This window comes from Aeromicrobium sp. NPDC092404, from assembly GCF_040684095.1.
In the GTDB taxonomy this organism is placed as follows: Bacteria; Actinomycetota; Actinomycetes; order Propionibacteriales; family Nocardioidaceae; genus Aeromicrobium.
The window spans coordinates 822381-849140 of sequence record NZ_JBFBFI010000002.1; the positions used below are offsets into that span (position 1 = coordinate 822381).

25 protein-coding genes and 1 tRNA gene are annotated in these 26760 nt (G+C 68.9%); 15 read left to right on the forward strand and 11 right to left on the reverse strand.

The window, feature by feature from the left end; translation table 11 throughout:
- The first annotated feature begins 73 nt into the window (after nt 1–73).
- Both AB0N22_RS14605 and AB0N22_RS14610 read left to right on the forward strand, forming a co-directional pair.
- Complete coding sequence (locus AB0N22_RS14605) at nt 74–1540, forward strand: methyltransferase (protein ID WP_364641582.1); 1467 nt, start codon at nt 74–76, stop codon at nt 1538–1540.
- A gap of 43 nt (nt 1541–1583) precedes the next feature.
- Entirely contained in the window at nt 1584–2474 is an 891-nt protein-coding gene (locus tag AB0N22_RS14610) for a maleylpyruvate isomerase N-terminal domain-containing protein (RefSeq protein WP_364641584.1), read from the forward strand.
- Here the strand turns inward: AB0N22_RS14610 and AB0N22_RS14615 are convergent.
- Nucleotides 2471–2959, reverse strand: coding sequence for an N-acetyltransferase family protein (locus AB0N22_RS14615; RefSeq protein WP_364641587.1), 489 nt, complete (start codon nt 2957–2959; stop codon nt 2471–2473). The two genes, AB0N22_RS14610 and AB0N22_RS14615, sit on opposite strands and share 4 nt — an antisense overlap.
- On the reverse strand, nt 2956–4176 hold the full coding sequence (locus AB0N22_RS14620; protein WP_364641590.1) for an MFS transporter: 1221 nt from the start codon (nt 4174–4176) through the stop codon (nt 2956–2958). The genes AB0N22_RS14615 and AB0N22_RS14620 overlap by 4 nt, the downstream gene beginning before the upstream one ends.
- Before the next feature lie 142 nt (nt 4177–4318).
- Between AB0N22_RS14620 and topA the strand changes: the two genes are divergently transcribed.
- Genes topA through AB0N22_RS14655 form a run of 7 tightly spaced genes read left to right on the forward strand, consistent with a single transcriptional unit; the run spans nt 4319 to nt 12809 of the window.
- Nucleotides 4319–7006 (forward strand): type I DNA topoisomerase, encoded by a 2688-nt coding sequence (topA, locus tag AB0N22_RS14625; RefSeq protein WP_364641593.1) that lies wholly within the window; start codon nt 4319–4321, stop codon nt 7004–7006.
- Between the two features lie 21 nt (nt 7007–7027).
- On the forward strand, nt 7028–8197 hold the full coding sequence (locus AB0N22_RS14630; RefSeq protein WP_364641595.1) for a low temperature requirement protein A: 1170 nt from the start codon (nt 7028–7030) through the stop codon (nt 8195–8197).
- Between the two features lie 9 nt (nt 8198–8206).
- Nucleotides 8207–8617, forward strand: a complete 411-nt coding sequence (locus AB0N22_RS14635) for an MmcQ/YjbR family DNA-binding protein (RefSeq protein ID WP_364641597.1) — start codon at nt 8207–8209, stop codon at nt 8615–8617.
- A gap of 17 nt (nt 8618–8634) precedes the next feature.
- On the forward strand, nt 8635–9492 hold the full coding sequence (locus AB0N22_RS14640; protein WP_364641600.1) for a methyltransferase domain-containing protein: 858 nt from the start codon (nt 8635–8637) through the stop codon (nt 9490–9492).
- 10 nt (nt 9493–9502) lie between these two features.
- Entirely contained in the window at nt 9503–10150 is a 648-nt protein-coding gene (gene tmk / locus AB0N22_RS14645; RefSeq protein WP_364641603.1) for a dTMP kinase, read from the forward strand.
- Entirely contained in the window at nt 10147–11289 is a 1143-nt protein-coding gene (locus AB0N22_RS14650; RefSeq protein ID WP_364641606.1) for a DNA polymerase III subunit delta', read from the forward strand. The genes tmk and AB0N22_RS14650 overlap by 4 nt, the downstream gene beginning before the upstream one ends.
- Complete coding sequence (locus AB0N22_RS14655) at nt 11286–12809, forward strand: alpha/beta hydrolase (RefSeq protein ID WP_364641609.1); 1524 nt, start codon at nt 11286–11288, stop codon at nt 12807–12809. Before AB0N22_RS14650 ends, AB0N22_RS14655 begins: the two co-directional genes overlap by 4 nt.
- 14 nt (nt 12810–12823) lie before the next feature.
- Here the strand turns inward: AB0N22_RS14655 and AB0N22_RS14660 are convergent, their stop codons facing one another.
- Nucleotides 12824–13111: a chorismate mutase gene (locus AB0N22_RS14660; RefSeq protein ID WP_364641612.1), complete on the reverse strand. Its 288-nt coding sequence runs from the start codon at nt 13109–13111 to the stop codon at nt 12824–12826.
- A 96-nt stretch (nt 13112–13207) separates the two neighbouring features.
- Here AB0N22_RS14660 and AB0N22_RS14665 point away from each other — a divergent pair.
- Both AB0N22_RS14665 and AB0N22_RS14670 read left to right on the forward strand, forming a co-directional pair.
- Nucleotides 13208–13283 (forward strand) — tRNA-Thr (locus AB0N22_RS14665).
- A 228-nt stretch (nt 13284–13511) separates the two neighbouring features.
- Complete coding sequence (locus AB0N22_RS14670; protein ID WP_364641615.1) at nt 13512–14150, forward strand: response regulator transcription factor; 639 nt, start codon at nt 13512–13514, stop codon at nt 14148–14150.
- Between the two features lie 12 nt (nt 14151–14162).
- Here AB0N22_RS14670 and AB0N22_RS14675 read toward each other — a convergent pair whose 3' ends face one another.
- The gene (locus AB0N22_RS14675) at nt 14163–14750 is read right to left on the reverse strand and encodes a GNAT family N-acetyltransferase (protein WP_364641618.1); all 588 of its coding nucleotides are present in this window, start codon (nt 14748–14750) and stop codon (nt 14163–14165) included.
- Between the two features lie 161 nt (nt 14751–14911).
- Here AB0N22_RS14675 and AB0N22_RS14680 point away from each other — a divergent pair, with 161 nt between their 5' ends.
- Together AB0N22_RS14680 and AB0N22_RS14685 are read left to right on the forward strand one after the other, a co-directional pair.
- Nucleotides 14912–15757 carry a universal stress protein gene (locus AB0N22_RS14680; protein ID WP_364641621.1) on the forward strand — a complete coding sequence of 282 codons (846 nt, stop codon included), beginning with the start codon at nt 14912–14914 and terminating at the stop codon, nt 15755–15757.
- 1 nt (nt 15758) lies between these two features.
- Nucleotides 15759–16286: a flavodoxin domain-containing protein gene (locus tag AB0N22_RS14685; protein ID WP_364641623.1), complete on the forward strand. Its 528-nt coding sequence runs from the start codon at nt 15759–15761 to the stop codon at nt 16284–16286.
- Between the two features lie 43 nt (nt 16287–16329).
- Here AB0N22_RS14685 and AB0N22_RS14690 read toward each other — a convergent pair whose 3' ends face one another.
- Nucleotides 16330–16767 carry a pyridoxamine 5'-phosphate oxidase family protein gene (locus AB0N22_RS14690; RefSeq protein WP_364641625.1) on the reverse strand — a complete coding sequence of 146 codons (438 nt, stop codon included), beginning with the start codon at nt 16765–16767 and terminating at the stop codon, nt 16330–16332.
- 200 nt (nt 16768–16967) lie between these two features.
- On the opposite strand from AB0N22_RS14690, the gene AB0N22_RS14695 reads away from it, so the two are divergent.
- On the forward strand, nt 16968–17510 hold the full coding sequence (locus AB0N22_RS14695; RefSeq protein ID WP_364641628.1) for a hypothetical protein: 543 nt from the start codon (nt 16968–16970) through the stop codon (nt 17508–17510).
- Nucleotides 17511–17709: 199 nt separating this feature from the next.
- Here the strand turns inward: AB0N22_RS14695 and AB0N22_RS14700 are convergent, their stop codons facing one another.
- The gene (locus AB0N22_RS14700; protein ID WP_364641631.1) at nt 17710–19410 is read right to left on the reverse strand and encodes a GAF domain-containing protein; all 1701 of its coding nucleotides are present in this window, start codon (nt 19408–19410) and stop codon (nt 17710–17712) included.
- A 254-nt stretch (nt 19411–19664) separates the two neighbouring features.
- Nucleotides 19665–20864, reverse strand: a complete 1200-nt coding sequence (gene hppD, locus AB0N22_RS14705) for a 4-hydroxyphenylpyruvate dioxygenase (RefSeq protein WP_364641634.1) — start codon at nt 20862–20864, stop codon at nt 19665–19667.
- Between the two features lie 120 nt (nt 20865–20984).
- Between hppD and AB0N22_RS14710 the strand changes: the two genes are divergently transcribed.
- A complete protein-coding gene (locus tag AB0N22_RS14710; RefSeq protein ID WP_364641637.1) occupies nt 20985–21473 on the forward strand; it encodes an Lrp/AsnC family transcriptional regulator in 489 nt (162 codons plus the stop codon).
- A gap of 80 nt (nt 21474–21553) precedes the next feature.
- Here the strand turns inward: AB0N22_RS14710 and AB0N22_RS14715 are convergent, their stop codons facing one another.
- From AB0N22_RS14715 to chvE, 4 genes are all read right to left on the reverse strand, one after another.
- A complete protein-coding gene (locus AB0N22_RS14715; protein ID WP_364641640.1) occupies nt 21554–22711 on the reverse strand; it encodes a pyridoxal phosphate-dependent aminotransferase in 1158 nt (385 codons plus the stop codon).
- Between the two features lie 18 nt (nt 22712–22729).
- Nucleotides 22730–24016, reverse strand: coding sequence for a multiple monosaccharide ABC transporter permease (mmsB, locus tag AB0N22_RS14720; protein ID WP_364641643.1), 1287 nt, complete (start codon nt 24014–24016; stop codon nt 22730–22732).
- Nucleotides 24013–25557: a multiple monosaccharide ABC transporter ATP-binding protein gene (mmsA, locus tag AB0N22_RS14725; RefSeq protein ID WP_364641646.1), complete on the reverse strand. Its 1545-nt coding sequence runs from the start codon at nt 25555–25557 to the stop codon at nt 24013–24015. Before mmsA ends, mmsB begins: the two co-directional genes overlap by 4 nt.
- A 76-nt stretch (nt 25558–25633) precedes the next feature.
- Nucleotides 25634–26707 (reverse strand): multiple monosaccharide ABC transporter substrate-binding protein, encoded by a 1074-nt coding sequence (gene chvE, locus AB0N22_RS14730; RefSeq protein WP_364641649.1) that lies wholly within the window; start codon nt 26705–26707, stop codon nt 25634–25636.
- Nucleotides 26708–26760 lie beyond the last annotated feature (53 nt).

Below are 26760 nucleotides of genomic sequence, written 5' to 3' on the forward strand. Positions count from 1 at the left end.
GTACGACACGAGCGGCGCAGACCTCAGGGTCTGCGCCGTTCGTGCGTCCCGGCACGTCTGACAGGCTGGGCGGATGATCTCAGGCGCGTACGTCCAAGACCTCCGTGCGGCGCTGACACGGGCGGACTTCACGGTCGACGCGGTGTTCGGGCTGCTCGGCGAGCACGCCCACCGCGCTCTCGGTCGCAACCAGACCGTGCCGGCGCGGCGCGCCACGGTCGGCGACAGCGACCTCGCGACCTTGGTGCGCCTCTTCGCCCTGCAGGTCCCGGTCGACCGTCGGCGCGCCGACACCGCCCTGCCCGGACTGGTGGAGCCACTGGTGGCCGCCGGCATGCTGCAGACGTCAGGGGACGAGGTTCGGGCGCTGGTCGACATCCGCCCGTACGGCGACGAGTCGCACGACTGGTGGATCGTGTGCGACCCCACCCCGGGACTCGACGGCCAGCAGGCGCCGATGGACGGCGCGTACGTCCTGGGGATCAGCGAGGCCTCGTCGTCCCTGGCGCAGCTGACGATCCGCGAGCCCGTCGGGCGCGCGCTCGACCTGGGCACGGGCTGCGGCGTCCAGGCGCTGCACCTCACCCAGCACGCCGACGAGGTGGTCGCGACGGACGTGAACCCGAGGGCCCTGGCCATGGCGCGGCTGACGGCCGAGCTCAACGGGCTGCCCATCGACGTGCGCGACGGCAGCCTGTTCGAGCCCGTCGCGGGGGAGACGTTCGACCTGATCGCGACCAATCCACCGTTCGTGATCTCACCCCCCGGCAGCGAGGTGCTGGTCTACCGCGACTCCGGCATGCCGGGCGACAGCGTCGTGCGCCACCTCGTCGGGAACGCCGCGACGCACCTCACCGAGGGCGGCTGGTGCCAGATCCTGGCCAACTGGGCACACCGGTCGGACACGGTCTGGCAGGACGGGCTCGAGGAATGGCTCGCGGGGCAGCCCCTCGACGCCTGGGTGGTGCAGCGCGAGCTGGTCGACCCCGCGGAGTACGTCGAGATGTGGCTCGCCGACGCCGGCCTGGCACATGCCGAGGACTACGCCCGGCGCTACGACGCGTGGCTCGACTGGTTCGTCGACGTGGGCATCGAGGCGGTCGGCTTCGGCTGGCTGAACCTGCGCAGGACCCAGACCACCCCGGTCCATCGCCTCGAGGAGTGGACCGGCGAGGTCGCCCCGCCCGTGGGTCCGGCCGTCAGCGCGTGGGGACGGCGCACCGACCTGCTGCGTGGGGCCGACGACGACACCCTGCTGGGCCACGCGTTCCGGCACGCCCCCGACCTCGTCGAGGAGACCCGCGGACCGGTCGGCGCCGAGCACCCGGAGTCGATCGTGCTCCGCCTCCAGCAGGGCGTCCGCCGAGCCCGCCAGGTCGACACCGTGGAGGCCGGCCTGGTCAGTGCCAGCGAGGGCGACCTGACGGCGGGGCAGATCCTCGACGCCCTCGCCACCTTGCTCGACCGCGACGCCGCGGACCTCCGGCGTACGTATGCCGGTTCGGTGCGCGACCTCGTGGCCGAGGGCTTCCTCACCTGACGCTCGGCATGCGAAGACGCGCAGCACACGAGATGCTCGGGGCATGACGTCAGCTTCCCCTCACGGTGTCATCGACCTGCCCGCCTACGACCTCGCCGCGGCGGTGCTGGACAGCTGGGACGCCTTCATCGCGCTGGTCGACCAGGTCGACCTGTCGGCGGACACTCGCCTGCGCGGTTGGTCGGTCCGCGAGATCGCCCTGCACGTCGGCACCTGGGACGGCCGGTCCGCGCTGTCCGAGGTGCTCGTCACCCTGGGTTCGACCGCCGCGGACGAGCCGCTCGACACCGACGCGTTCAACGCCGAGCTGGTGGACGCGCACCCGGACGCGACCGCGGCCGACATCCGGGCTGCCCTGGTCGGGTCGCGCGACGCGGCCGCCGAGCTGTTGACGTCCAACATCGCCCGCGACCGTGGGACGGAGCTGGTGGCCAGTGTCACGGGCCCGATGCCGCTGCTGACCGTCGTGCACGCGCAGTGCTTCGAGCTTGCGCTCCACGCGCTCGACGTCGTCGAGGCGACCGGAGCCACGTGCGATCCCGTCCTGCTGCGCAACGGTGTCGCGGCGCTTGCCGACTCGACCGGCTGCCTCGCCGCCCGGGCCGGCGCCGACGCCACGATCGGCATCATCGCGGACGAGGCGCCGTGGACCTTCACCTCCCGTCCCGACGGGTCGTGGACGACAGCCCCGGTCGAGGGTGACCCGCATGGACCCCGGATCTCCGGTCGCGCCCGCGACCTGCTCGAGGCGGCCGCAGGTCGCGCCGAGCCGGTACGCCTGCTGGCCACCCGACGCCTGCGGGTGTCCCATCCCGCCGGGCTGACCGCACTCACCCCGATCCTCGACCAGGTCCCGGGCCTGCCCGGTGGCAAGGGCCTGGCCCTCGCAGCCAAGAGCCTGGGCGGCATCGGGTCCCTGTTCCGGAAGCGCTAGAGCAACAGCTGGAGATAGGCGAGGTCGAGCCAGCGTCCGAACTTGAAGCCGACCTCGGGGATCAGCGCGACCTGCTGGAAGCCGAGCTTCTCGTGCAGCGCGATCGAGCTCGTGTTGGTCGCCTCGATGCCGGCGACGATGCTGTGGACCTCGCCCGCCCGTGCCCGCTCGATCAGGACCGGCATCAGCGCGTTCGCGGCGCCGCGGCCCTGATGGTCGGGGTGGACGTAGACCGAGTTCTCGACCGTGAACCGGTAGCCGGTCCTGGGCCGCCACGGCCCGTACGTCGCGAAGCCCACGACGTCCCCGTCGAGCTCGGCCACCAGCACCGGCAGTCCGGCGGATCGCCTCGCGTCGAACCAGGCTCGCCGGTCGGCGAGATCCACCTCGTGCTCGTCCCAGATCGCCGTCGTCGTGCGGATCGCGTCGTTGTGGATCTCGAGGATGGCCGGCAGGTCGTCGTGCCCGGCGTCGCGGACGATCATCGGCTGCTGTCGCCGACTTCGTCGTCGACCGAGGCGTAGTTGCTCGGCCGGAAGGCCGGGATGAGCTGGCCGCCCCAGCACACCAGGGCGATGACGGTCGCGATCGAGCCGCCGACGACGAAGCCGCCCCATGCGCCGACCTCGTCGATCGCCGCGCCGATCACCGGAGAGCTGGCCGCACCACCGATCGTGAACGCCGTGCCCTGCCAGCCCATCGCCTCGCCCCGTCGCTCCTCGGGCACGAGCTTGGCGATCCACTCGGCCGCGGCGGTCATGGTCGGCGCGCAGAGGAAGCCGGTCGGGATGACCCAGAGCGACAGCGACCAGACCTCGCCGCCGAGACCCACCGGGATCGTGGTGAGTCCGAGGGCAAGGAGGAGATAGGTGGGCCTGATCGAGCGGTTGAGCGATCCGTAGACGAGGCCCCCGAGCAGCGAGGACAGCCCCCACAGGCCGTACGTGAACCCGATCGCGCCGACCTTGTCGAGCTCGCGCAGCTCGGCGACGATGCCGAGGTCGGTGCCGATCAGCGTGGCCATCGTGCCGCCGGAGATGAGGAAGAGGAAGACGACCGGCGCCGAGACGAACGGGGCCTTGGTGGCCGCCGGGTCCGGGGCAGGTTCGTCGTCCGTGCGCGCCGAGCGGGTCGGTGGGTCCAGCCGCAGGAAGATGAGGCCGGCGACCACCTCGCACGCGCCGATCGCGTAGAGCGCGGCGTCGGCGCCGGCCTGGGTCACCAGCAGGACGCCCGCGGCCGGGCCGACGATGAAGCTGGCCTCCGCGATGATCGAGTCGGCCGAGAACGCCGTGCGTCGCTGGCGCTCCTCGACCATGACGCTCAGCGACAGCCGCACGATCGAGAAGATGGAGATGAGGAACAGGCCCATCAGCACCGCGACGGGGACCAGCCAGACGTACGTCGCCAACGTCGCCAGGGGATAGAGGATGCCGATCGCGATGATCGAGGGAAGGATCGCGCGGCGCAGGCCCAGTCGGTCGATCAGCCGGCCGCGCCACGGCGAGCCGATCGCGGCGCCGACGGTCGTGGCCGCCGCGACGATGCCGGCCTGGGCATAGGTGCCGTCGAGGTCGTCGACCACATAGAGCGTGAGGACCAGCGGTGCGGCCATCATCGGGATGCGGGCGAAGAACGCGGCGATGAACAGCGTGCGGACAGATCGGTCCGCCAGCAGCTGCGCATATCCGGAGAAGGCCACAGCGCAGTATTTCACCGACATGGGACGCCGGAGGACCGACTGTCACGGATCGACGCGCCCCAACCGGTCCCATATGCGGATGCACGAAGTCTTGACGACACACGCTACGGTGTGCTGCGTCTGACCAATCAGGAGTTCACCAGTGACCAGCCTCGTCATCGTCGAGTCCCCCAACAAGGTCCGCAGCATCGCGGGCTACCTCGGGGACGGCTATGTCGTGGACTCGTCCGTCGGCCACATCCGCGACCTGCCGCGCGGCGCCGACGAGGTGCCGGCCGCCTTCAAGGGCGAGACCTGGGCCCGCCTCGGCGTCAACATCGACAGCGAGTTCGAGCCGATCTACGTAGTCTCGGCCGACAAGAAGTCGCAGATGACCAAGCTCAAGAAGCTCCTGAAGGACGCCGACGAGCTCGTCCTGGCGACGGATGAGGACCGTGAGGGCGAGGCGATCGCGTGGCACCTCCTCGACGAGCTCAAGCCCAAGGTCCCGGTCAAGCGCATCGTCTTCAACGAGATCACCAAGGACGCGATCCAGTACGCCATCGCGCACCCGCGGGACGTCGACATGGACCTCGTCGACGCGCAGGAGACCCGCCGCATCCTCGACCGCCTCTACGGCTACGAGGTCAGCCCCGTGCTGTGGAAGAAGGTCATGAGCGGCCTGTCGGCCGGTCGTGTGCAGTCCGTCGCGACCCGGCTCGTGGTCGAGCGTGAGCGGGAGCGCATGGCGTTCCGCATCGCCTCCTACTGGGACCTCGAGGCGACGTTCGACGTCGGCGAGGGTCACGACCCGCGGCAGTTCCCCGCCAAGCTGTTCAGCGTCGACGGCAAGCGGATCGCCTCGGGCAGCAACTTCGACAACACCGGTCAGCTGACCTCCGACAAGGTCGCGCACCTCGACGAGCAGCAGGCCGGCGCGCTGGCCGAGGCCCTGGCCGACCGTCCGTTCACGGTCCGCTCGGTCGAGTCCAAGCCCTACACACGTCGCCCCTACGCCCCGTTCCGCACGACGACGATGCAGCAGGAGGCGTCCCGCAAGTTCGGCTTCGGTGCCGCCCGCACGATGCAGGTCGCCCAGCGGCTCTACGAAGGCGGGCACATCACCTACATGCGCACGGACTCGACGACGCTGTCGCAGACCGCGCTCAACGCGGCCCGTGCCCAGGTGACCGAGCTCTACGGCCCGGCCTACCTGCCCGACGAGCCGCGGGTCTACGCGAGCAAGGTCAAGAACGCACAGGAGGCCCACGAGGCCATCCGCCCCGCCGGCGAGCGGTTCGCGACGCCGCAGCAGACCGGTCTGGGCGGCGACGAGCTCCGCCTCTACGAGCTCATCTGGAAGCGCACGATCGCCTCGCAGATGCGCGATGCCAAGGGCGACTCGGTGTCGATCCGCATCGGTGCCTCCGCCGCGACCGGCGAGGACGTCGTCTTCGGGTCGTCCGGCCGCACGATCACGTTCTACGGATTCCTCAAGGCGTACGTCGAGTCGCACGACGACTCCGACGCCGAGGGCGACGACCAGCAGACCAAGCTGCCCAACCTGTCGGAGGGCCAGACCGTCACGGCCGCCGAGCTCGGCAAGGCCGGCCACGAGACCAAGCCGCCGTCGCGCTACACCGAGGCCAGCCTCATCAGCGAGCTCGAGACCCGCGAGATCGGGCGACCGTCGACGTACGCGTCGATCGTCGGCACGATCCAGAACCGGGGCTACGTCTACAAGAAGGGCACCGCGCTGGTCCCGGCGTGGATCGCGTTCTCGGTGATCCGGCTCATGGAGCAGCACTTCCCGCGGCTCATCGACTACAACTTCACCGCCGAGCTCGAGGACGTGCTCGACGAGGTCGCCAAGGGACAGGAAGAACGTCTCAACGTCCTGTCGAGCTTCTGGACCGGCACGGGCGAGGGCGACACGGGCCTCAAGCGACTCGTGGAGAACCTGCCCGACATCGATGCGCGCGGTCTCGCGACCTTCCCCCTCGGCGAGGACATCGACCTGCGCGTCGGCCGCTACGGCCCGTACGTCGAGGGTCCGCCGTTCACCGACGACGCCGAGGGCAAGAAGGTGCCGACCCGCGCCAACGTGCCTGACGACCTGCCGCCCGACGAGCTGACGCTCGACAAGGCCAAGGAGCTGCTCGCGAGCCCGTCCGGCATCGAGCGCGAGCTCGGCACGCACCCCGAGACCGGGCTCGCCATCGTGGCGAAGAGCGGGCGCTTCGGCCCCTACGTCACCGAGACGCTGCCCGAGGACGCCAAGAAGGCCGACAAGCCGCGGACCGCGAGCCTGTTCAAGGACATGGACCTCGACACCATCACGCTCGACCAGGCGGTCCAGCTGCTCACGCTGCCGCGCGTGGTCTACGTCGAGGAGGACGGCACCGAGGTCACGGCCCAGAACGGGCGCTACGGCCCCTACCTCAAGAAGGGCACCGACTCCCGGTCGCTCGAGCGCGAGGACCAGCTCCTCACGATCACCGAGGAGGAGGTGCGGGCGATCTATGCGCAGCCCAAGACGTACGGTCGGCGCGCCGCGGCCGCCCCGCTCAAGGAGCTCGGCGACGACCCGGTCAGCGGCGCGCCGGTCGTGGCCAAGGACGGCCGCTTCGGCATGTACGTGACGGACGGCGAGTACAACGCGACGCTGCGCAAGGACGACTCCCTCGAGACCCTCACGCCGGAGCGTGCGTTCGAGCTGCTCGCCGAGCGCCGTGCCAAGGGCCCGGCCAAGAAGGGCGGCAAGAAGACCGCCAAGAAGACGGCCAAGAAGACCGCGAAGAAGACCACCAAGAAGGCGCCCGCCAAGAAGTCGGCTGCCAAGAAGGCCTGACGACCTGCCACAATCGGGGCCATGTTGCGCCCCATCGTCAGGCCACTTGCACCCCGAGACCCCCGCGAGGAGCACCGGGCGGCATCGCCGCTCGAGCTGTTCACGGATCTCTGCTACGTCGTCGCGATCGCGCAGGCCGCGTTGTCGCTGCACCACGAGATCGCCGAGGGGCACGCCGCGCACGGGCTCCTGTGGTTCGCCGTGTCGTTCTTCGCGATCTTCTGGGCCTGGCTCAACTTCGTCTGGTTCAACTCCGCGTACGACCCCGACGACACGATCAACCGGATCCTGACGCTGACCCAGGTCTTCGGATCGCTCGTGCTCGCCGCAGGCGTGCCGCGGATCTTCGAGGAGGACCTGACGCTCGGCATCGTCGGCTACGTCATCATGCGGGTCGGCCTGGTGCTGATGTGGTTGCGCGCAGCAGCCGGCCACGAGGCTCGACGCACCACGGCGCTCCGGTACGCGTACGGACTCATCGCCGTGCAGATCGGCTGGGTCGTCGCCCTCGTGGCGACCGACGGCCACCTGCCCATCTGGCTGTTCGTCATCGGCGTGGCCCTCGACTTCGCCGTACCGGTCTACGCCGAGGCGGCCGGCACCACGCCGTGGCACCCGCACCACATCGCCGAGCGCTACGGGCTGTTCTTCATCATCGTGCTGGGCGAGACGATCCTCTCGGTGACGATCGCCCTCCAGGTCGCCTTCGACGAGGCGCACCCGCCGGCGGAGCTCTGGCTCGTCGTGACCGCGGGCGTGCTGATCACGTTCACCGGCTGGTGGCTGTACTTCGCCCGGGACAACTCCGGCGTCCTGCTGGACAACTCGGTCGGGTACGTCTGGGGCTTCGGCCACTACGTGATCTTCGGAGCTGCGGCAGCGGTCGGAGCGGGGCTCGCGGCGCGGGTCGACCACTACACCCATCACTCCGAGGCGTCGGACCTGGTCAGCAGCGCCTTCGTGACCGGACCCGGTGCGGCGTTCCTGGTGGCGCTGTGGATCGTCAACGTGCGCCTGCACGACGCGTCGATGCGCACCGCACTGCCTTTCGCAGCTGGTGCCGTCGCGATGGTGGCGGTGACGTTCGTGCCCTACTCCGAGCTGTGGGCCGGTCTGATCGGGCTGGCCGTGCTGGTCACCGAGATCCGCCTGACCACGACGCACGACGAGAGTGTCGGTGCCACGTCCTAGCGTGGGTCCATGGCCGATGTGTCGCTGGACGTCGTGGAGCGTCTCCGCGCGATCTGCCTCGCGCTGCCCGAGGCCTACGAGGAGACCGCGTGGACCGGACTGCGCTGGTGCGTGCGCCGCAAGACGTTCGCGCACGCGCTGGTGATCGAGGACGGCCGCCCCGACGCCTATGCCAGGTTCATCGCTGACGAGGGTCCAGTCACGGTCGTGACGTTCCGGGCTCCGGGCGAGGAGCTCGAGGCGTTCCGACAGAGCGGACCGCCCTTCTTCGTCGCGCGGTGGGGGCGCGACGTCGTCGGTGTCGAGCTGCGCGACGACACCGACTGGGTCGAGCTCGCCGAGCTGCTGACCGACAGCTTCTGCGTCATGGCGCCCGGCAAGCTGGTCGCGCGCGTCGAGCGGCCCGGTCTGCCCGGCTGACCCGTTACGGTTGCCGCATGGTGGCCCTGCAGCGTGTGTCCCGGCTGGTGCGTGATCCCAAGGCAACGGCCGAGGCGGTCGCGCGACGACTCCGTACGCCCCCGTGCCTGGTCTGCGGATCACGCCGTTCGCGCACCCAGGTCGTCGACCGCAAGAGGCGGTCCTACGAGATCCGGATCTGCCAGCGCTGCCTCTACGTCTCCAACTTCACCAACACCGTCGACTACACCGCGTTCGAGTCGGTCGACAGCTTCCGGCTGTCCCCGCGGGTCGGCACCGAGGAGCACCAGGGGCGCGAGTTCCACATGGCCGAGATGGGTGCCGAGATCTTGGGCCGTCAGGGCCTCACGGTCATGGTGTTCGGCGCCGGCCGGAGCCTCGACTACCGCCACATCGCGAAGCTTCCGGCCGTCGAGCGGGTCGTCATGAGCGATGTCGTCGATCTCGGCATCGACGCCGACTTCATCAACATCGCCAATGGCACGTCGGAGCGCTTCGACCTGATCATCGCGTGCGAGGTCGTCGAGCACTTCACGGACCCGCGCACGGAGTTCCCCCGGTTGTTCAAGCTGCTGACCAAGAACGGCCTTCTGGTCTGCTCGACCAACATCTACGACGGTCGCAACGTCAAGAACCACCGCTACCTCTACTCCCGAGGACACACCTCCTACTACAGCCCGAAGGCCATCGGTGTGATCGCCCGCCGCAGCCGCATGCGCCACGACTTCCGGGTCCCGGAGATCGCGACGGGGTCGGCCGGCCCTCGCAAGCGCTACGTGCTCTTCACCAGGTCGCGGGCCAACTCGCGCCGCATCGTCGAGTACTTCGGCCGTCACGCGTACGCACCCTCGGAGGATGTGGGTGACGCAGACTAGGCTCGCCTCCATGGATCCGCTCTTCACCGAGACCGGGGTGTTCCTAGCCCTGGAGGGTGGGGAGGGCGCCGGCAAGTCGACGCAGGCCGCCCTGCTCGTCGAGTGGCTCGAGGGCCTCGGCCACGACGTCCTGCTGACGCGAGAGCCCGGTGCCACCGAGGTCGGCAAGATCCTGCGCCACATCGTGCTCGACAACGAGACCGGTGAGCTGTCACCGCGCACCGAGGTCCTGCTCTACGCCGCCGACAAGGCCGAGCACGTCGACCAGGTCGTGCTCCCGGCTCTCGCTGCGGGCACGATCGTCCTGACGGACCGCTACGTCGACTCGCTGCTCGCCTACCAAGGTGGTGGCCGCAAGCTCGACGCCGCCGAGGTCGAGCACGTCGCCCGCTGGGCCACCTCGTCGCTGCGCCCGCACCTGACGATCGTCCTCGACATCGATCCCGAGATCGGCCACGCCCGGTTCGAGGGCGCCGACCGCATCGAGTCCGAGCCGCTCGAGTTCCACCAGCGCGTGCGCCAGCACTTCCTCGACCTGGCCGACGCCGACCCGCAGCACTATCTCGTGGTCGGTGGGCGGGGCACCCCCGCCGAGATCCACGCCGCCATCCGGGGCGCCGTCGAGCCGTGGCTGGGTCAGGCCGGAGCCGCGTCATGACCGTGTGGTCGGACCTGGTGGGTCAGGAGCCCGTGGTCGAGACGCTGCAGTCGGCGGTCTCGTCCGCCGGTGGCGACGGCCGCTCGATGACCCATGCCTGGCTGTTCACGGGACCACCCGGGTCCGGCCGCTCCAACGCCGCGCGCGCGTTCGCGGCCGCCCTGCAGTGCGAGCTCGGCGGCTGCGGCGAGTGCCACGCGTGCACGACCGCGCGCGCCGGCAGCCACCCCGACATCACCCTCATCACCACCGACGGCCTGTCGATCGGGGTCAAGGACATCCGCCAGTACGTCCGCTCGGCGGCGCTGCGGCCGGCGCTCGGCCGATGGCAGATCCTCATCATCGAGGACGCCGACCGGCTCACCGACGAGGCGGCGAACGCCTTGCTCAAGGCGATCGAGGAGCCGTCGCGGCAGACCGTGTGGATGCTGTGCGCGCCTGCGGTCGACGACGTCTCGGTGACGATCCGGTCGCGCGCCCGCAGCGTGCTGCTGCGCACCCCCTCGACCCAGGCCATCACGGGCCTGCTCGTGAGCCGCGACGGCATCGAGCCCGAGCTCGCGCACGCGGTCGCCGCCGCGTCCCAAGGGCACATCGGTCGGGCCCGCGGGCTTGCTCGTGACCCGGCTGCGCGCGAGCGACGCCGCGCCATCTTGTCGATCCCGGTCGGCCTTCGCGATCTCGGCGACTGCCTGCGGGCCGCCCACCAGGTCAACGAGGAGGCCACGGCTCGTGCCAAGGACTTCTGCGATCCCGCCGACGAGCGCGAGCTCGACGACCTGCGCACCACGTGGGGCGTCGAGGAGCGTGGCCGCCGGCCACCGGGATATGCCGGCGCGCTGTCCACGCTCCAGAAGGACCAGGAGCGCCGTCGCAAGCGGATGGCCCGCGACTCGATCGACGGCGTGCTGCTCGACCTGCTCTCGTTCTGCCGTGACGTGCTGGCTGTCCAGTGCGCCAACGGCATCGACCTGGTCAATGCCGACGTCGCCGACGACATCGCCGAGATGGCCCGCGTGTGGACGCCCGAGTCGACGATCCACACGATCGATGCCATCGTCGACTGTCGAACCGCCTTGACGGCCAACGCGGCACCTCTGCTCGCGCTCGAACGCATGATGATGGGACTTCGCCGGTGACTCGCTCCAGGATCCTGATCGCCATCGCGGTCGTCGTCGTGCTCGCGGGCATCGGTCTCGTCGCGATCGCCCTCAACCGTGACAACTGGGAGGAGCCGAAGCCCGATTCCGCCTCGGCGCCGTCAGGCCTCGCGCAGTTCTACGACCAGAAGGTCTCGTGGTCGTCGTGCGACTCGGCGCGGTGCGCGTGGATCAAGGTCCCGGTCGACTACACCAAGCCCGACGGAGCGACGACACGGCTGCGCGCCGTCGTGCACCCGGCCGAGGGCGGCAAGGCCAAGCGCAGCATCTTCGTCAACCCCGGCGGCCCCGGGGGCTCCGCTGTCGACTTCGCCAGCTTCATCGCCGATGAGTTCGGCGATGACGTCCGCGAGATGTACGACATCGTCGGCGTCGACCCGCGGGGCGTTGCCGAGAGCACGCCGTTGACGTGCCTCTCCGACAAGAAGTTCGACGCGTTCACCGCGACCGACCCTGACCCCGACGAGCCCTCGGAGATCACGGCGCTGCGCCAGAGCGTCACCGATCTCGGCGAGGCGTGCGAGCAGAACTCCGGCGAGCTGGCCGCCCACGTCTCCACGGTCGAGGCGGCCAAGGACATGGACGTCGTGCGTGCGCTCCTCGGTCGCTCCAAGATGGACTGGTTCGGCGCCTCCTACGGGACACAGCTCGGGGCCGTCTACGCCGAGCTGTTCCCCGAGAAGGTCGGTCGCATGGTGCTCGACGGCGCCGTCGATCCCTCGCTCGACGCGGTCGGCTCGAGCCTCGCCCAGACCACAGGCTTCCAGCGTGCCCTCGAGGCGTACGCCAAGGACTGCGTCAACCAGTCCCGGTGCCCCCTGGGCAACGACGCCGAGGCCGGCCTTGCCAAGATCGCCGACCTGATGGACCGGCTCGATGCCGAGCCGATGCGGGCGCAGGCGGGGCGGCCCTTGACCGAGGGACAGGCGTTCTACGGCGTCGCCGTGACGCTCTACGACAAGTCAACGTGGCCCGCCCTCACACAGGGGCTGAACGCTGCGTTCCAGGGCGACGGCAGCGTCCTGCTGCGGCTGTCGGACGCCTACTTCGACCGAAAGCAGGACGGGTCCTACGGCGGCAACACCGGGCAGGTCATCTACGCGGTCAACTGCCTCGACGCCCCTGACCGGTTGACGCTCGAGGAGACCGAGGCGATCCTCCCGCGATTCCAGAAGGTCTCGCCGGTGTTCGGCCGGGCCCTCGGGTGGGGCGCTCTGGGCTGCGCCGACTGGCCGGTCGAGGTCACCAATCCCTTGCCCAAGATCGAGGCCAAGGGTGCGCCGCCGATCGTCGTCCTCGGCACGACGCGCGACCCGGCGACACCTTACGAGTCGGCCCAGGCGCTGGCGTCACAGCTGGAGTCGGGTGTGCTGGTCACCCGGGAAGGCGACGGCCACACCGCCTACACCTCGGGCAACCAGTGCATCACCGAGGCGGTCGACGCGTTCTTCACCAAGGGCACGGTGCCCGAGAAGGGCCTCACCTGCGAGGACGAGTAGTCCTCGGCACGGACCTACTGGCGTACGGCCTCGTGGTGGTGGATCACTTCATCGATGATGAAGTTGAGGAACTTCTCGGCGAACGCCGGGTCCAGGTCCGCCTCGACGGCCAGCGCGCGCAGCCGGGTGATCTGCTGCGCCTCACGCTCGGGGTCGGCGGGCGGGAGGTCGTGCTCGGCCTTGAGCCGGCCGACACGCTTGGTGTACTTGAAGCGCTCCGCCAGCACGTGGATCAACGCGGCATCGATGTTGTCGATGCTCGCCCGGATCTCCTCGAGCTCGGCCCTCGTCGTGTCGGTCACGAGTACGATCCTACGGCGGAGAGGCCGATGTGAGGTCCAGGCGATCACCTTGTAGACTCAGTGATCGGTTCGGCGGGCGATCCCCGGCGAGCCTCGGCCGCTTTAGCTCAGTCGGTAGAGCGTTTCACTCGTAATGAAAAGGTCGTCAGTTCGATTCTGACAAGCGGCTCCACGAAGATCCATGCTCCTCCGTGGTTCTTGACCGGCCCCGCCCTCCCTCGAAGTGGTCGTTCGAGGCGTCCCCTGTACGACACGCCGTGGGCGGGATCCGACGTCACCGGAAAGTGCCGGACCCCACTGTTCGAGACGAGGCTGGCGGTCGCGGGACCTTGTGCCCTCCTCTCCGAGACGTGAGAGCGCATACTGGAGTGTTGGCATGAGGTGCCGGCGAGGAGTGCTGGTGACCATCCGCGTGTTTCTGCTCGACGACCACGAGATGGTCCGCATGGGCCTGCGCAAGCTGCTCGAGAGCGGCGGCGACATCGAAGTGGTCGGAGAGGCCGGCACCGCAGCGGCAGCCATCGCTCGGGTTCCTGCGCTGAAGCCCGACGTCGCGATCCTCGACGCCAGGCTGCCCGACGGCAGCGGTATCGAGGCGTGCCGGCAGATCCGTTCTTCGGCGCCATCGGTGCAGGCCATCATCCTGACGTCGTACGACGACGACGAGGCGCTGTTCGCCGCGATCATGGCCGGCGCCTCCGGCTACATCCTCAAGCAGGTGAAGAGCCAGGACCTGCTCAGCGGGGTTCGCCACGTGGCGAGCGGTGGATCCCTGCTCGACCCCAGCGTCACCGCAAAGGTGATGGAAAGGCTTCGCGAAGGGGCGCCGGGACAGCCCGACGAGCTCAAGGACCTCACTGCACAGGAACGCCGGATCCTCGAGCTCGTGGCCGAGGGACTGACGAACAGGCAGATCGGGGAGCGGCTCTTCCTCGCCGAGAAGACGGTCAAGAACTACATGTCCAACGTCCTGTCCAAGCTCGGGCTGGCCAGCCGCACCCAGGCCGCGGTGTTCGCGACCCGCCTGCTCAGCTCCTGAATCGGGGCTCGCTCAACCGGCTGCCACGACTGCGTTGAGCTGCCGCGCCTGCTCGGCACGAACGTGCCGTGCGTGCGAGGCGGCCTCGACCTCCGCCGTGCGGACCGTGCTGAGCCGGACGACGGCCTCACCCCGGTCGGTCTCCACCGCGATCGTGAACCCGGCGTCCGCGAAGACCGTCAGCATCGGGTGGTTGACGGCGAGCACGTCGGCGACGAGCCATTCGACCCCGGTGTGCCTCGCGTCCTCCGCCACCTGCTCGAGCAGCAACGTCGCCACGCCCAAGCCGTGAGCGTCGTCAGCGACGAGGAAGGCCACCTCCGAGGTGACGGAGTCGATCCGTTCGACGTCGGCGATGCCCATCAACCGCCCGTCCGACTCGAGCAGCAGCACGCTGGGGCCGTCGACAGAGTCGAACAGGTGGCGCAGATGGCTCTCGACAGCACCTCGGCCGGTCGTGAAGAACCGCGTGTACAGATTGGCCTCGCTGGTGGCGCCGAACAGGGCTTCCACAGCGGTCCAGTCGGTCGGGATCATCGGACGGAGCGTCGCCGGCCGACCATCTGCGAGCAGGGCGGGGGCATCCTCGAGGGTGATCATGCCCCGAGTGTGCGCCCGCTCGGAGGTTTGGAGCAGGGTCGAAGGACCTCGGCTCGGGAGGTCGGTTGGCGACCTAGGTCCCACGATCCGTGGTCGATGGCCCGTACCGCCTCGATCCGTACGCGGCGATGCTGAGGTCACCAACCAGCACGGGAGATCTCATGACTAGCTCGAGCAGAACCGTCGTCGTCGGCGTCATCGACAAGCAGCCCACGGCGCTGCGCTTCGCCATGCGAGAGGCGACCCGCCTCGGAGCTCGCTTGGAGGTCGTCCACTCGGCGTCCCTGCCTGCGCAGGGACCCGAGCTGTACCTCGGCGTCGACGTCTTCGCTGACGTCCGCGCGGCGGGTCATCAGGTCCTGGACGATGCCAAGAGCTTCATCGAGCAGGAGGTGGCCGCACCCGTCGCGGACTACGTGCTGTCGACGGCGCCTGCGGTCGAGACCCTCGAGCGGGTCTCCGCCGGGGCCGAGCTCATGGTCGTCGGCGCCGACGACCTGCCGTGGTACGACCGGATGCTGGGGGGCGGCGTGGTCCGGCACCTGGTGAAGCACGCTGCCTGCCCTGTCGTCGTGGTGCCGGAGATCGCCTATCCCAGGGCCCCGCGCGGCGGTGTCGTCGTGACACTCGACGGTGACACCTCGGCCGCCGGGCCCCTGCGCTACGCATTCGAGCAGGCGGACGCTCATGGGCATGAGCTCCACGTCCTGCACGCGACCCCGCCGGCCACCCTGCCCCGCGACGTCGACGCCATCAGGGCCAACGTCAGCGAGGTCCTCGCCGGCTGGTCCGAGGCCTTCCCGCACGTCCGAGTGCTGCCTGCCTTCGTCTTCGACGGGGCCGGGGACGCGATTGTCGCGGCGACCACGCACGCCGAGCTCGTCGTGATCGGCCGGCCTCGCAGCCGCGCCGTGCCCTTCGCCCTCGCCCGCCCCCTGTCAGTCCAGGTTCTCAAGCAGGCCGCCTGCCCTGTGGCGATCGTTGCCGCCAGCTACCGAGGAATCTGAGATGCGGCTGCAACGTACGGTCGTCGTGGGGGCAGCGAGTCGCCACGGCGGGACCTGTGAGATCGCCGATCGCCTCGCCGACACCTTGTCCCGTGGTCTACCGGCAGGCTGGAACGTGATCCGTACGGACCTGAGCGACCTCAGGGACCTCGACGACGTGGATGCCGTCGTGCTCGGCAGCGCGATCTACTTCAGTCACTGGATGCACTCGGCGGGACGGGCCTTGCAGCACGTGAAGGATGCTCCGCTCCTCGACCTTTGGCTTTTCAGCACCGGTCCGATCTCCGACGTCGAGAGCGAGGATGCCCAGGTGCTCTCGGCGGACGCGATGGTGGCGTCGGGACAGGCCGTCGAGCACCGGGTCTTCGGGGGCCGGCTCGACACGACCCACCTGAGCTGGGTCGAGCGCATGGCCGTGAGAGTCGCCCACGCCCTGCCGGGTGACCACCGCGACTGGGACCAGGTCGACGCGTGGGCGCTCCACATCAGGGATCAGCTGGCGGCCGTCCCTGATCCCGCAACGAGGTGACCCCGCGAGACGGTGCAGCGGTGTCGTGACCGAGGCTGTTCGGTCAGTGAGAGGCGCCGCCATGCACCCGTCGACCCGCGAAGGATCGCGGCGTGATCCGCAGGACGAGCGGGCGCACGCCACCGGCCCACGGGTCGAGCCTGTGGTGGCTCAGCACGACGTTGATCGTCGCGCGGTCCTCCACCTCGTCGACCGAGCCACGGACCGTGACATTCCACCCGGACCGGAACACGTCTTGGTGCTCGATGCCGAATGCGACGTCCTCGTGGCCGCGCGCCAGGCCGGCCAGGATGCTCTCGTGGCTGGTCCGGGCGTAGACGAAGCCGTCGATGAAGGCGAAGTTGAGCGGAATCAGCTGCTGCCCCTCGGCGTCGACGAATGCCAGGTGACCGACCGTCGTGGTGCCGAGGAGGGCTTGGCACTCTTGGTCGTCGAGGGCCGTCAAGGTGGGGGAGGGCGACAAGCGTACGGGGATGGTCACGGGGATTCCTTTCGCGGCGGGGCCTGCAGGTCCAGCCTGACGCGGTCCGCCCGTCGACCCCATGGGCCTTGAGCACCGAGCCAAGGGACCTTGGTCCATCTGGGGCGCCAAGGGACCCTCGGAATGCGGACTCTGTGCCCTGACCCGGCCGAGGGACAGCCGCGATGCTCGAGGCAACGAACATCAATCAAGGAGTCACCATGAGCACGACCCTCGCAGCCAGCCGCACGCACGCCGCACCAGTCACCGCAGAGCGGACGACACCGTTGTCGTTGGTCCTCGGCGTGACGCGACTCGCGATGGGCTGGGTCTTCCTCTGGCCCTTCCTCGACAAGGCGTTCGGCCTCGGCCACGAGACGGCGTCCGCGGATGCCTGGATCAACGGCGGCAGCCCCACGGCCGGATTCCTCGGCAACGCGACGTCAGGACCGTTCTCGGGCATGTACGAGAGCTTCGCCGGTCACGCGTGGGCCGACTGGCTCTTCATGCTCGGCCTGCTGGGCATCGGGTCCGCGCTGATCCTCGGGGTGGCGATGCGCGCCGCGGCCGCGGCCGGCGCCTTGCTGATGGTCCTCATGTGGACAGCCGTCCTGCCCCCGGAGAACAACCCGTTCCTCGACGACCACCTGATCTACGCGCTGGTGCTCGCCGTGCTCGCGCTGGGCAATTCCGGTCGCACGCTGGGCCTCGGAGCGATGTGGGAGAAGCTCCCCGTCGTGCAGAGCAACCCGGTCCTGCGCTGACCCGCAGGCCTACATCGGGACCGGAAGCCCCACGGGGCGGCCGGTCCCGATCGCCTTGTCCCATCCGGCCCGTGTTCCGGTAGCGCTGGTGCCAGCTGAGCGCCTCGCCGAGCAGGTGGGGCGTGTGCCGTGCTGCGGGGTGTGCCACCCACGCCCGCTCGGCGTACGTCCCAGCTTCGTCGCAGCCTGCTCCACGAGCTCAGACCGGCACTGACCACACGAGCTGGGTGCCACCCTCCGGGCCGGGTTCGAGCTCGAACGAGCCGTCGTACGAGTCTGCTCGAGATCGCAGGTTGGCCAGGCCGCTGAGTCGTGGGCTGGTGCCCGGGCCGATGCCGTCGTCGGTCACCTCGACGGTCACCCGACCCGCTGCGGCGGAGATGACGACCTCGACGTTGGTGGCCTGTCCGTGCCGGACCACGTTGGCCAGCGCTTCGGTCACGACTGCAGCCACGTCGTCCGTCAGCGGGGCGTCGGCCATCAGGTCGACCGGACCGAGGAACGTCACCTGGGGGCGCGGGCTGCTCGAGTCCTGCGACTCCACCCTGTCGACGATCTCCAGCACTCTGGCCCGCAGGCTCACCGACGTCACCTCCGGGTCGCGATGCAGCGCGAAGATGCTCTGCCGGATCTGGGCAATGGAGGCGTCGATCTCCTTGACCTGCTCGGTGACGGTGTGGGCGTCCGCCGGTGCGAGCTCGGCTGCGACCGCCTGAAGACTCAGGCCGGTCGCGAAGAGTCGTTGGATGACGTGGTCGTGGAGGTCGCGAGCGATACGGCTCCGGTCCTCGAGGAGCGCGACCCTCCGCTTGGTCGTCCGAGCCTCGGCTCGATCGATCGACACGCTGATGTGGCTCGCGAACGACATCCCCATGTCGAGGTCCCTGGCGCCGAAGTCGGCTCGCCCCTTGAGCCTGGCGAGGCTCAGCACGCCGGCGCCGCCTGCACCGATGGTGAACGGGATGACCATCGCGTCCCCGAGGCGGGTCGGCGTCGTGAAGTGGTGATCGTCCAGCAGGCCGGCGTCAGGGACGAGGACGGGCTCACCGGACCGGATGGCCTCGCCGGCGACGGTCTCCCCGAGCGAGAAGGACGTGCCCATCAGGTCGTCGGCGCCGGAGCCGACGACCCGATCGATGACCAGGTCGGTCCTTGCGGAGGTGACGAGGCCGATGCTGACCATGTCGGCGTCGGCCAGCTCCTTCACCCGGTCGACGAGGAATCCGAGGTGCTGGTCGTCCTCGTCCTCGATCAGGCGCCGCGCGGTCTCGGCGAGGGCGGACGCCCACTTCTCGCGGTAGAGCGCCTCCTCGAAGAGCCGGGCATTGGCGATGGCGATACCCGCCGTGGCTGCAAGCGCTTCAGCAAGCTCCTCGTCGTCGGCGGAGAACTGCCCGTTCTTGCTGTCGGTCAGGTAGAGATTGCCGTAGACCGAGTCCCGGACCCGGATGGGTACGCCGAGGAAGCTCTTCATCAGCGGGTGGTGGGCGGGAAAACCGCTCGACCGGGCATCGTCGGCGATCTCGGCGAGGCGGACCGGGCTGGGGTCTGCAATCAGCGCGCCCAAGAGTCCCTTGCCTTCGGGCATCGCGCCGATTCGCTCGATCGTCTCGGCGTTCATCCCCACCGTGATGAACTGCTCCATCGACTGGTCCTCGGCGATGACCCCCATGGCCCCGAACTCGGCGTGGATGAGCTCGGTGCCGATCTCGACGATCTTCCGCAGCACCGTCTCGAGATCGAGATTGCTCGTGAGGTCGTTGTTGACCCGAATGAGATCCCGCAGCCTGGACTGCGATCGCATCATCTGATCGGCCCGTTCGACCAGCTGGGCAAGGAGTCCCTCGAACTCCAGGGCGGGACCGAGGTCTGAAGCACGTGCTGGTGCGTGGTGGGGCATGGCGCTCCCGGACGTGCCTAGGGAATCGTGCCTGGCGGATCTCCCACACTACGCCCCGTCCGGGGCTGCATTCCGGCCTCAGTCCTCAGCCTTGGCGCCTCAGGCGCGAAACGCCCCCGAAGCAAGGCGGTTCGCATCCGGGCGCGCGGGTACCTCGCTCGAGTTGAACGGACTGGTGCACCAGACCGCTCGACGAGGCGCTCGGCGCCGGGGCGGTCGGTTGAAAAAACAGCTGGCCGCCTTCCTGTGTACGGTCAGAAGTTGCCGCGCTTGGCCTGCTCGCGCTCGATGGCCTCGAACAGCGCCTGGAAGTTGCCCTTGCCGAAGCCGAGCGAGCCGTGCCGCTCGATCATCTCGAAGAACACCGTGGGCCGGTCGCCGATCGGCTTGGTGAAGATCTGCAGCAGGTAGCCGTCCTCGTCCCGGTCCACCAGGATTCCGCGCTTCTGCAGCTCCTCGATGGGCACCCGGACGTTGCCGATCCGGGCGCGCAGCTCGGGATCGGTGTAGTACGACTCGGGGGTGTCGAGGAACTCGATGCCGGCGGCCCGCAGCCGGTCGACGGTCTCGAGGATGTCGTTCGTGGCGAGGGCGAGGTGCTGCGCGCCGGGACCGCGGTAGAACTCGAGGTACTCGTCGATCTGGGACTTGCGCTTGCCGACCGCTGGCTCGTTGAGCGGGAACTTGACCCGGTGGTTGCCGCTGGCCACGACCTTGCTCATCAGCGCGCTGTACTCGGTGGCGATGTCGTCGCCGACGAACTCCGCCATGTTGGTGAAGCCCATGATCCGGTTGTAGAAGTCGACCCACTCGTCCATGTGGCCCAGCTCGACGTTGCCGACGACGTGGTCCAGTGCCTGGAAGATCCGCTTGGGAGCGCCCTCGGGCTTGACCAGCGTCGAGCGGCGCTCGACGTAGCCGGGGAGGTAGGGGCCGGTGTACGCGCTGCGGTCGACAAGCGTGTGCCGCGTCTCGCCGTAGGCCGCGATGGCTGCCAGGCGCACGGTGCCGTGCTCGTCGGTGACGTCGTGCGGCTCGTCGAGGATCGTGGCGCCCTGGGCACGAGCGTGGTCGATGCAGGCGTCGACGTCGGGCACCTCGAGCGCGATGTCGATGACGCCGTCGCCGTGAGCCCGGTGGTGGTCGAGGATCATGCTCTCGGGGTCCACGCCGCCCTTGAGCACGAACCGGACGGCACCGCTCTCCAGGACGTACGCATGATGGTCGCGGTTGCCGGTCTCGGGCCCTGAGTAGGCGACGAGCTCCATGCCGAACGCGGACTGGTAGAAGTGCGCGGACTGCGTCGCGTTGCCGACGGCCCACACCACGGCGTCCCAGCCGGTCACCGGGAACGGGTCGGTCGTGGTGTCGTACTCAACGAGTCCGACGAGCTGCTTGAGCTGGTCGAGGTCGAGGTGGGCAAGGCGCTCGGAGTCAGTCAGGTCGAGGGTCATGGGCCAACATCAACGCATTGCCGTGTGATGGGCAAGCGGCGCGCTTCAGAGTGCACACATGTGCCACATCAGCCCGCTAGTCTGGTCTCGAACTAGTCAGTCTGCACAGGTGGAGGACGTATGGACCAGCTCGATGTCGCGCTCGTCGAGGCGATGCGCGAGCACCCCCGTGTCGGCGACCTGGAGCTGTCCCGGATCACGCAGGTGGCGCGGGCCACCGTGCAGTCACGACTGGCCAAGCTCGAACGCGCGGGCGTCATCACCGGCTACGGCCCCGACATCGATCTGGTCGCCGCCGGTCACCCCGTGCTGGCGTTCGTGACCCTCGAGATCGCCCAAGGGGCGCTCGACGCCGTGACCGACGAGCTCGACTCGCTGCCCAACGTCCTGGAGGCGTACGTCACGAGCGGCTTGGCCGACGTCGTCTGCAAGATCGCCGCCATGTCGCACGAGGACCTCCAGGCCACGCTGCTGCACATCAGTCGGTCCGGCTCCGTCGTGCGGTCGACGAGCACGATCGTGCTCTCGGAGCTCGTACGCCCGAGGGTCCTGCCGATGCTGAGAAAGGGTGCCGAGGGCAGCACGACGAGAGCCCCCGCCTATCGCTAACCGACGCGCCGAGATTTGGATCCTCGTGCACCACCGCGACCGCGTGGCTGGTGCACCAGCGTCCAAATCTCGGGGCATAGTCAGGGGTGGAGGGCCTTCAGCCGGTCCAGCGCCTCCTCGATGACGCTCGGCTGCTTGCAGAACGCCCACCGGACGAGCGGACGGCCCGCGGCGACGTCGTCGTAGAACACCTGGTGCGGGATCGCGACCACCCCAGCACGCTCGGGCAGCGCCCGGCAGAACTCGACACCGTCGTCGAAGCCCAGCGGGGTGATGTCGGTCGTGGCGAAGTAGGTGCCCTCGGGGACGTGCACGCCGAAGCCCAGGTCGGCCAGCCCGGCGCACAGCAGATCCCGCTGGGCTTGCAGCCGAGCCCGGAAGTCGTCGAAGTAGGCGTCGTCGGCACCGAGCGCGTGTGCGATCGCCGGCTGCAACGGGGACCCGGAGGTGTAGGTCATGAACTGCTTCGCGCCGAGCATCGCCTGCACGAGGGCTGCCGGGCCGGTGGCCCACCCGATCTTCCAGCCCGTGAACGAGAAGCTCTTGCCGCCGCTCGAGATCGTCAGCGTGCGCCCGGCCATCCCGGGCAGCGTCGCGATGGGCAGGTGCGGGATGCCGTCGAACGTGAGGTGCTCGTAGACCTCGTCGCTGATCACGACGAGGTCGTGCTCGATCGCGACGGCCGCGATCGCGTCGAGCTCGTCGCGTCGCAGCACGGTGCCGGTCGGGTTGTGCGGCGAGTTGAGCAGGATCGTGGTCGTCCGTGGCGACACCGCGGCACGCAGCTCGTCCAGCGGGAGCCGGAAGTCCGGCGCGCGGAGCGTCACCGGCCGGCGCACGCCACCGGCCATCTGGATCACCGCGACGTAGGAGTCGTAGTAGGGCTCGAGCACGATGACCTCGTCGCCCGGGTCGACCAGCCCGAGCAGGGCCGCAGCGATCGCCTCGGTGGCACCCGTGGTGACGGCGACCTCGGAGTCCGGGTCGAGGTCGAGCCCGTAGAACCGCTTCTGGTGCGCAGCGACGGCGTGCCGCAGCTGCGGCACGCCCGTGCCCGGCGCGTACTGGTTGCGTCCGCTGCGCAGCGCGTCGACCGCGACCTCGACGACCTCGGCCGGGCCGTCCGTGTCGGGAAAGCCCTGACCGAGGTTGATCGCGCCGGTCCGCAGCGCGCGAGCACTCATCTCGGCGAAGATCGTGGTGCCGAGACCTGACAGCCGGGCGCTGGAGGTCTTCATGCGCTCGATCCTAGGCGGCTAGGTCTTGGCGACCTGCTCCGTGCCCGGGAGCGATGCCTGCTCGATCTCGTCCACGAGGTCGTTCGGTGGAGGCGCCGTCGTGGTGGTGTCCTCCGACCCGGCACCGCCACCGACCGACGTGCGCTTCTTGTTCCAGACGTCGAACGCGACCGCGGCCAGCAGCACGAGGCCCTTGACGGCCTGCTGCCAGTCGATCGAGGTGCCCATCAGCGACATGCCGTTGTTGAGGACGCCCATCACGAAGCCGCCGATGATGGCGCCGACGACCGTGCCGACACCGCCCGTGACGGCGGCGCCCCCGATGAACGCCGCCGCGATGGCGTCGAGCTCGAAGTTGGTGCCGGCCTTGGGGTTGGCCGCCGTGAGTCGGGCCGCTGTGACCATGCCGGCCAGCGCCGACAGCAGTCCCATGTTGGTCATGACGAGGAAGTCGATGCGCCGGGTGCGTACGCCCGACATCGTCGCGGCGTCGACGTTGCCACCGATCGCGTAGATGTGACGGCCGACGACGGTGCGTTCCATGACGAAGCTGTAGATGCCGATGAGGACGAAGAGGATCAGTCCGACGATGGGCAGGCCGCGGTACTGGGCGAGGATGTACGAGAACCAGAACAGCGCCGCGACGATCGCCGCGAGCTTGGCATAGAACAACGGCAGCGGCAGGACCTCGAAGTTGTAGCGGATCGCCGAAGCCCGCTTGCGGAACTCCAGGAACACCAGGAACGCCGCAAGCAAGGCTGCGATCACGAGGGTCAGGTTGGCCAGGTCCGTGTCGGGCCCCACCTCCGGCAGGAAGCCGTTGCCCATCGCCTCGAAGCCCCCCGGCAGGTCGCCGACCGTGGCGCCGTCGAGCACGACGAGCGTCAGGCCGCGGAACAGCAGCATGCTGGCCAGGGTCACGATGAACGCGGGGATCCCGACGTACGCCACCCAGAACCCGTGCCACGCCCCGATCGCCGCCCCGAGCGCGAGGCAGAGGATGACGGCGATGGGCCAGGGCATGTCCCACTTGGTCATCATGATCGCGGCGACCGCGCCGACGAACGCCGCGACCGAGCCGACCGACAGGTCGATGTGCCGGGCGATGATCACCATGACCATGCCGATCGCGAGGATCAGGATCGCCGCGTTCTGGGTCAGCAGGTTCGTGACGTTGAGCGGCCGGAGCAGCACTCCGTCGGTCTGGATCTGGAAGAACACGATGATCGTCACCAGGGCGATGACCATGCCGTACTGCCTGACGTTGCCTCGCAACAGGCTCTTCATGTTGCTCGCGGTGCTCATCGTCCTACCTCTTGTCCGTGTGTCGAAGTGGTCATGTAGCGCATCAGGGTCTCCTGGTCGGCCTCGCCTCGATCGAGCTCGCCGGTGATGCGGCCCTCGGCGAGGGTGTAGATGCGGTCGCACAGCCCCAGCAGCTCCGGCAGCTCCGAGGAGATGACGATGATGCCGCGGCCCTGCTTGGCCAGCCGTTGGATGACGCCGTAGATCTCGTACTTGGCGCCGACGTCGATGCCTCGGGTCGGCTCGTCGAGGATGAGCACCTGGGGATCGGTGTACATCCATTTGCTCAGCACGACCTTCTGCTGGTTGCCGCCCGACAGCTTCGCGACGCCCTCGTTGACCGTCGGCGTCTTGATGTTCATGCTGCTGCGGTAGCGCTCGGCGACGACGACCTCCTCGCGCTGGTCGACCGTCAGGCCCTTGCGCAGCCGCTCGATCCCGGCCGCGGTCACGCTGCGCTTGATGTCGTCGAGCAGGTTGAGACCCAACGCCTTGCGGTCCTCGGTGAGGTAGGCGATGCCCGCCTCGATCGCGGCGTGCACCGACTTGAGGTGGAGCTCCTTGCCGTCGAGGATCAGCTGTCCCTCGATGTGGCTGCCGTACGAGCGGCCGAAGATGCTGCGTGCGAGCTCCGTGCGGCCGGCGCCCATCAACCCGGCGATGCCCACGATCTCTCCGCGGTTGACCGTGAGGTCGACGTCCTTGATGACGGCCCGGGAGCCGTCGATCGGATGCATGACCGACCAGTCGCGGACCTCCAGCAGCACCCCGCCGATCTCGGGCTCGTGCTCGGGGAACCGGTGCTCGAGGTCGCGGCCGACCATGCCGCGAATGATGCGGTCCTCGTCGACCTTGTCCTCGGCGACCGCGAGGGTCTCGATCGTGCGGCCGTCGCGCAGGATCGTGATCGCGTCGGCGATCTGCTCGATCTCGTTGAGCTTGTGGGAGATCATGATCGAGGTGATGCCCTTGGCCTGCAGGCCCTTGAGCAGGCCGAGCAGGTGCTGGGAGTCGTCGTCGTTGAGGGCTGCCGTCGGCTCGTCGAGGATCAGCAGCTTGACCTCCTTGGACAGCGCCTTGGCGATCTCGACCAGCTGTTGCTTGCCGACGCCGAGGTGCATGACCGGGGTCAGGGGGTTCTCGGCCAGGCCGACCCGAGCCAGCAGCTCGATCGCCTGACGGTTGGTGCGGTCCCAGCTGATGACGCCGCCCGAGGCGTTCTCGTTGCCGAGGAAGATGTTCTCGGCGATCGACAGCTCGGGGATCAGCGCGAGCTCCTGGTGGATGATCACGATGCCGGCCGACTCGCTCTGACGGATGTCCTTGAACGCCACGACCTCGCCCTCGAAGACGATGTCACCGTCGTACGAGCCGTGCGGGTAGACCCCGCTGAGGACCTTCATCAAGGTCGACTTGCCGGCGCCGTTCTCGCCGCAGATGGCGTGGATGTCGCCGGTCTTGACGGTGAGGTTGACGTCGTCGAGAGCGATGACGCCGGGGAACGCCTTGGTGATGGAACGCATCTCCAGGATGGGCTTCATGGTGCTGGGTTTCCTGTCGGTCCGGTGGGGGGTGCGAGGTGGGGCGCCCCTACGCAGAAGGGGCGCCCCACGCGGATCACTTGAGGTCGGCGTCCGTGTAGTAGTCGGAGTCGACGAGGACCTTCTGGACCGAGTCCTTGGTCACCGGGACCGGGTCGAGCAGGAACGACGGGACGACCTTCTTGCCGTTGTCGTACGTGTCGGTGTCGTTGACCTTGGGCTTCTTGTCGGCGCCGATCGCCTTGATCATCGCGACCGTGACCTTGGCCAGCTCGCGCGTGTCCTTGAAGATCGTCGAGTACTGCTCACCCTGCAGGATCGACTTGACCGACTGCACCTCGGCGTCCTGGCCGGTCACGACGGGCAGCTCCTTGCCGCCGCCGCTGTAGCCGTTGGCCTTGAGCGCCGCGATGATGCCGAGCGACAGTCCGTCGTACGGCGAGAGGACGCCGTCGACCGTCTCGCTGGTGTAGCTCTTGGTCAGGATGTCCTCCATGCGCTTCTGCGCCGTGGCCGGGTCCCACCGCAGGATCGCGGCCTGCTTGAAGCCGGTCTGGCCCGACACGACCTTCATGTCGCCGGACTTGATCATGGGGTCCAGGACCTTCATCGCCCCGTTCCAGAAGAACGTCGCGTTGTTGTCGTCCGGCGAGCCGGCGAACAGCTCGACGTTGTAGGGACCCTCGCCCTTGGCCTTCAGGCCGTCGACCAGCGACTGTGCCTGGAGCTCGCCGACCTTCTCGTTGTCGAACGTCGTGTAGTAGTCGACGGCGTCGGACTCACGGATCAGGCGGTCGTACGCGATGATCGGGATGTCGCTGTCCTCGGCCTTCTGCAGCACGTCGCCGAGCGCGGTGCCGTCGATCGCGGCGATCACGAGCATCTTCTCGCCCTTGGTCACCATGTTCTCGACCTGCGACACCTGGGTGGGGATGTCGTCCTCGGCGTACTGCAGGTCGACCTTGTAGCCGGCCGCCTCGAGCTGCTTCTTGATGTTGTTGCCGTCCGCGATCCAACGCTCCGACGACTTGGTCGGCATCGCCACGCCGATCGTGCCCTTGTCGCCGCCGCCTCCGCCGTCACCGGAGCCGCATGCTGTCAGGCTCAGCGCCATCGCGGCGCCCGCCACTGTTGCGAGAATCTTGCGCACTGGTCTTCTCCTCATCGTTGCTCGGACTGCAGGGGCTGTCCCTGTCCGTTGTT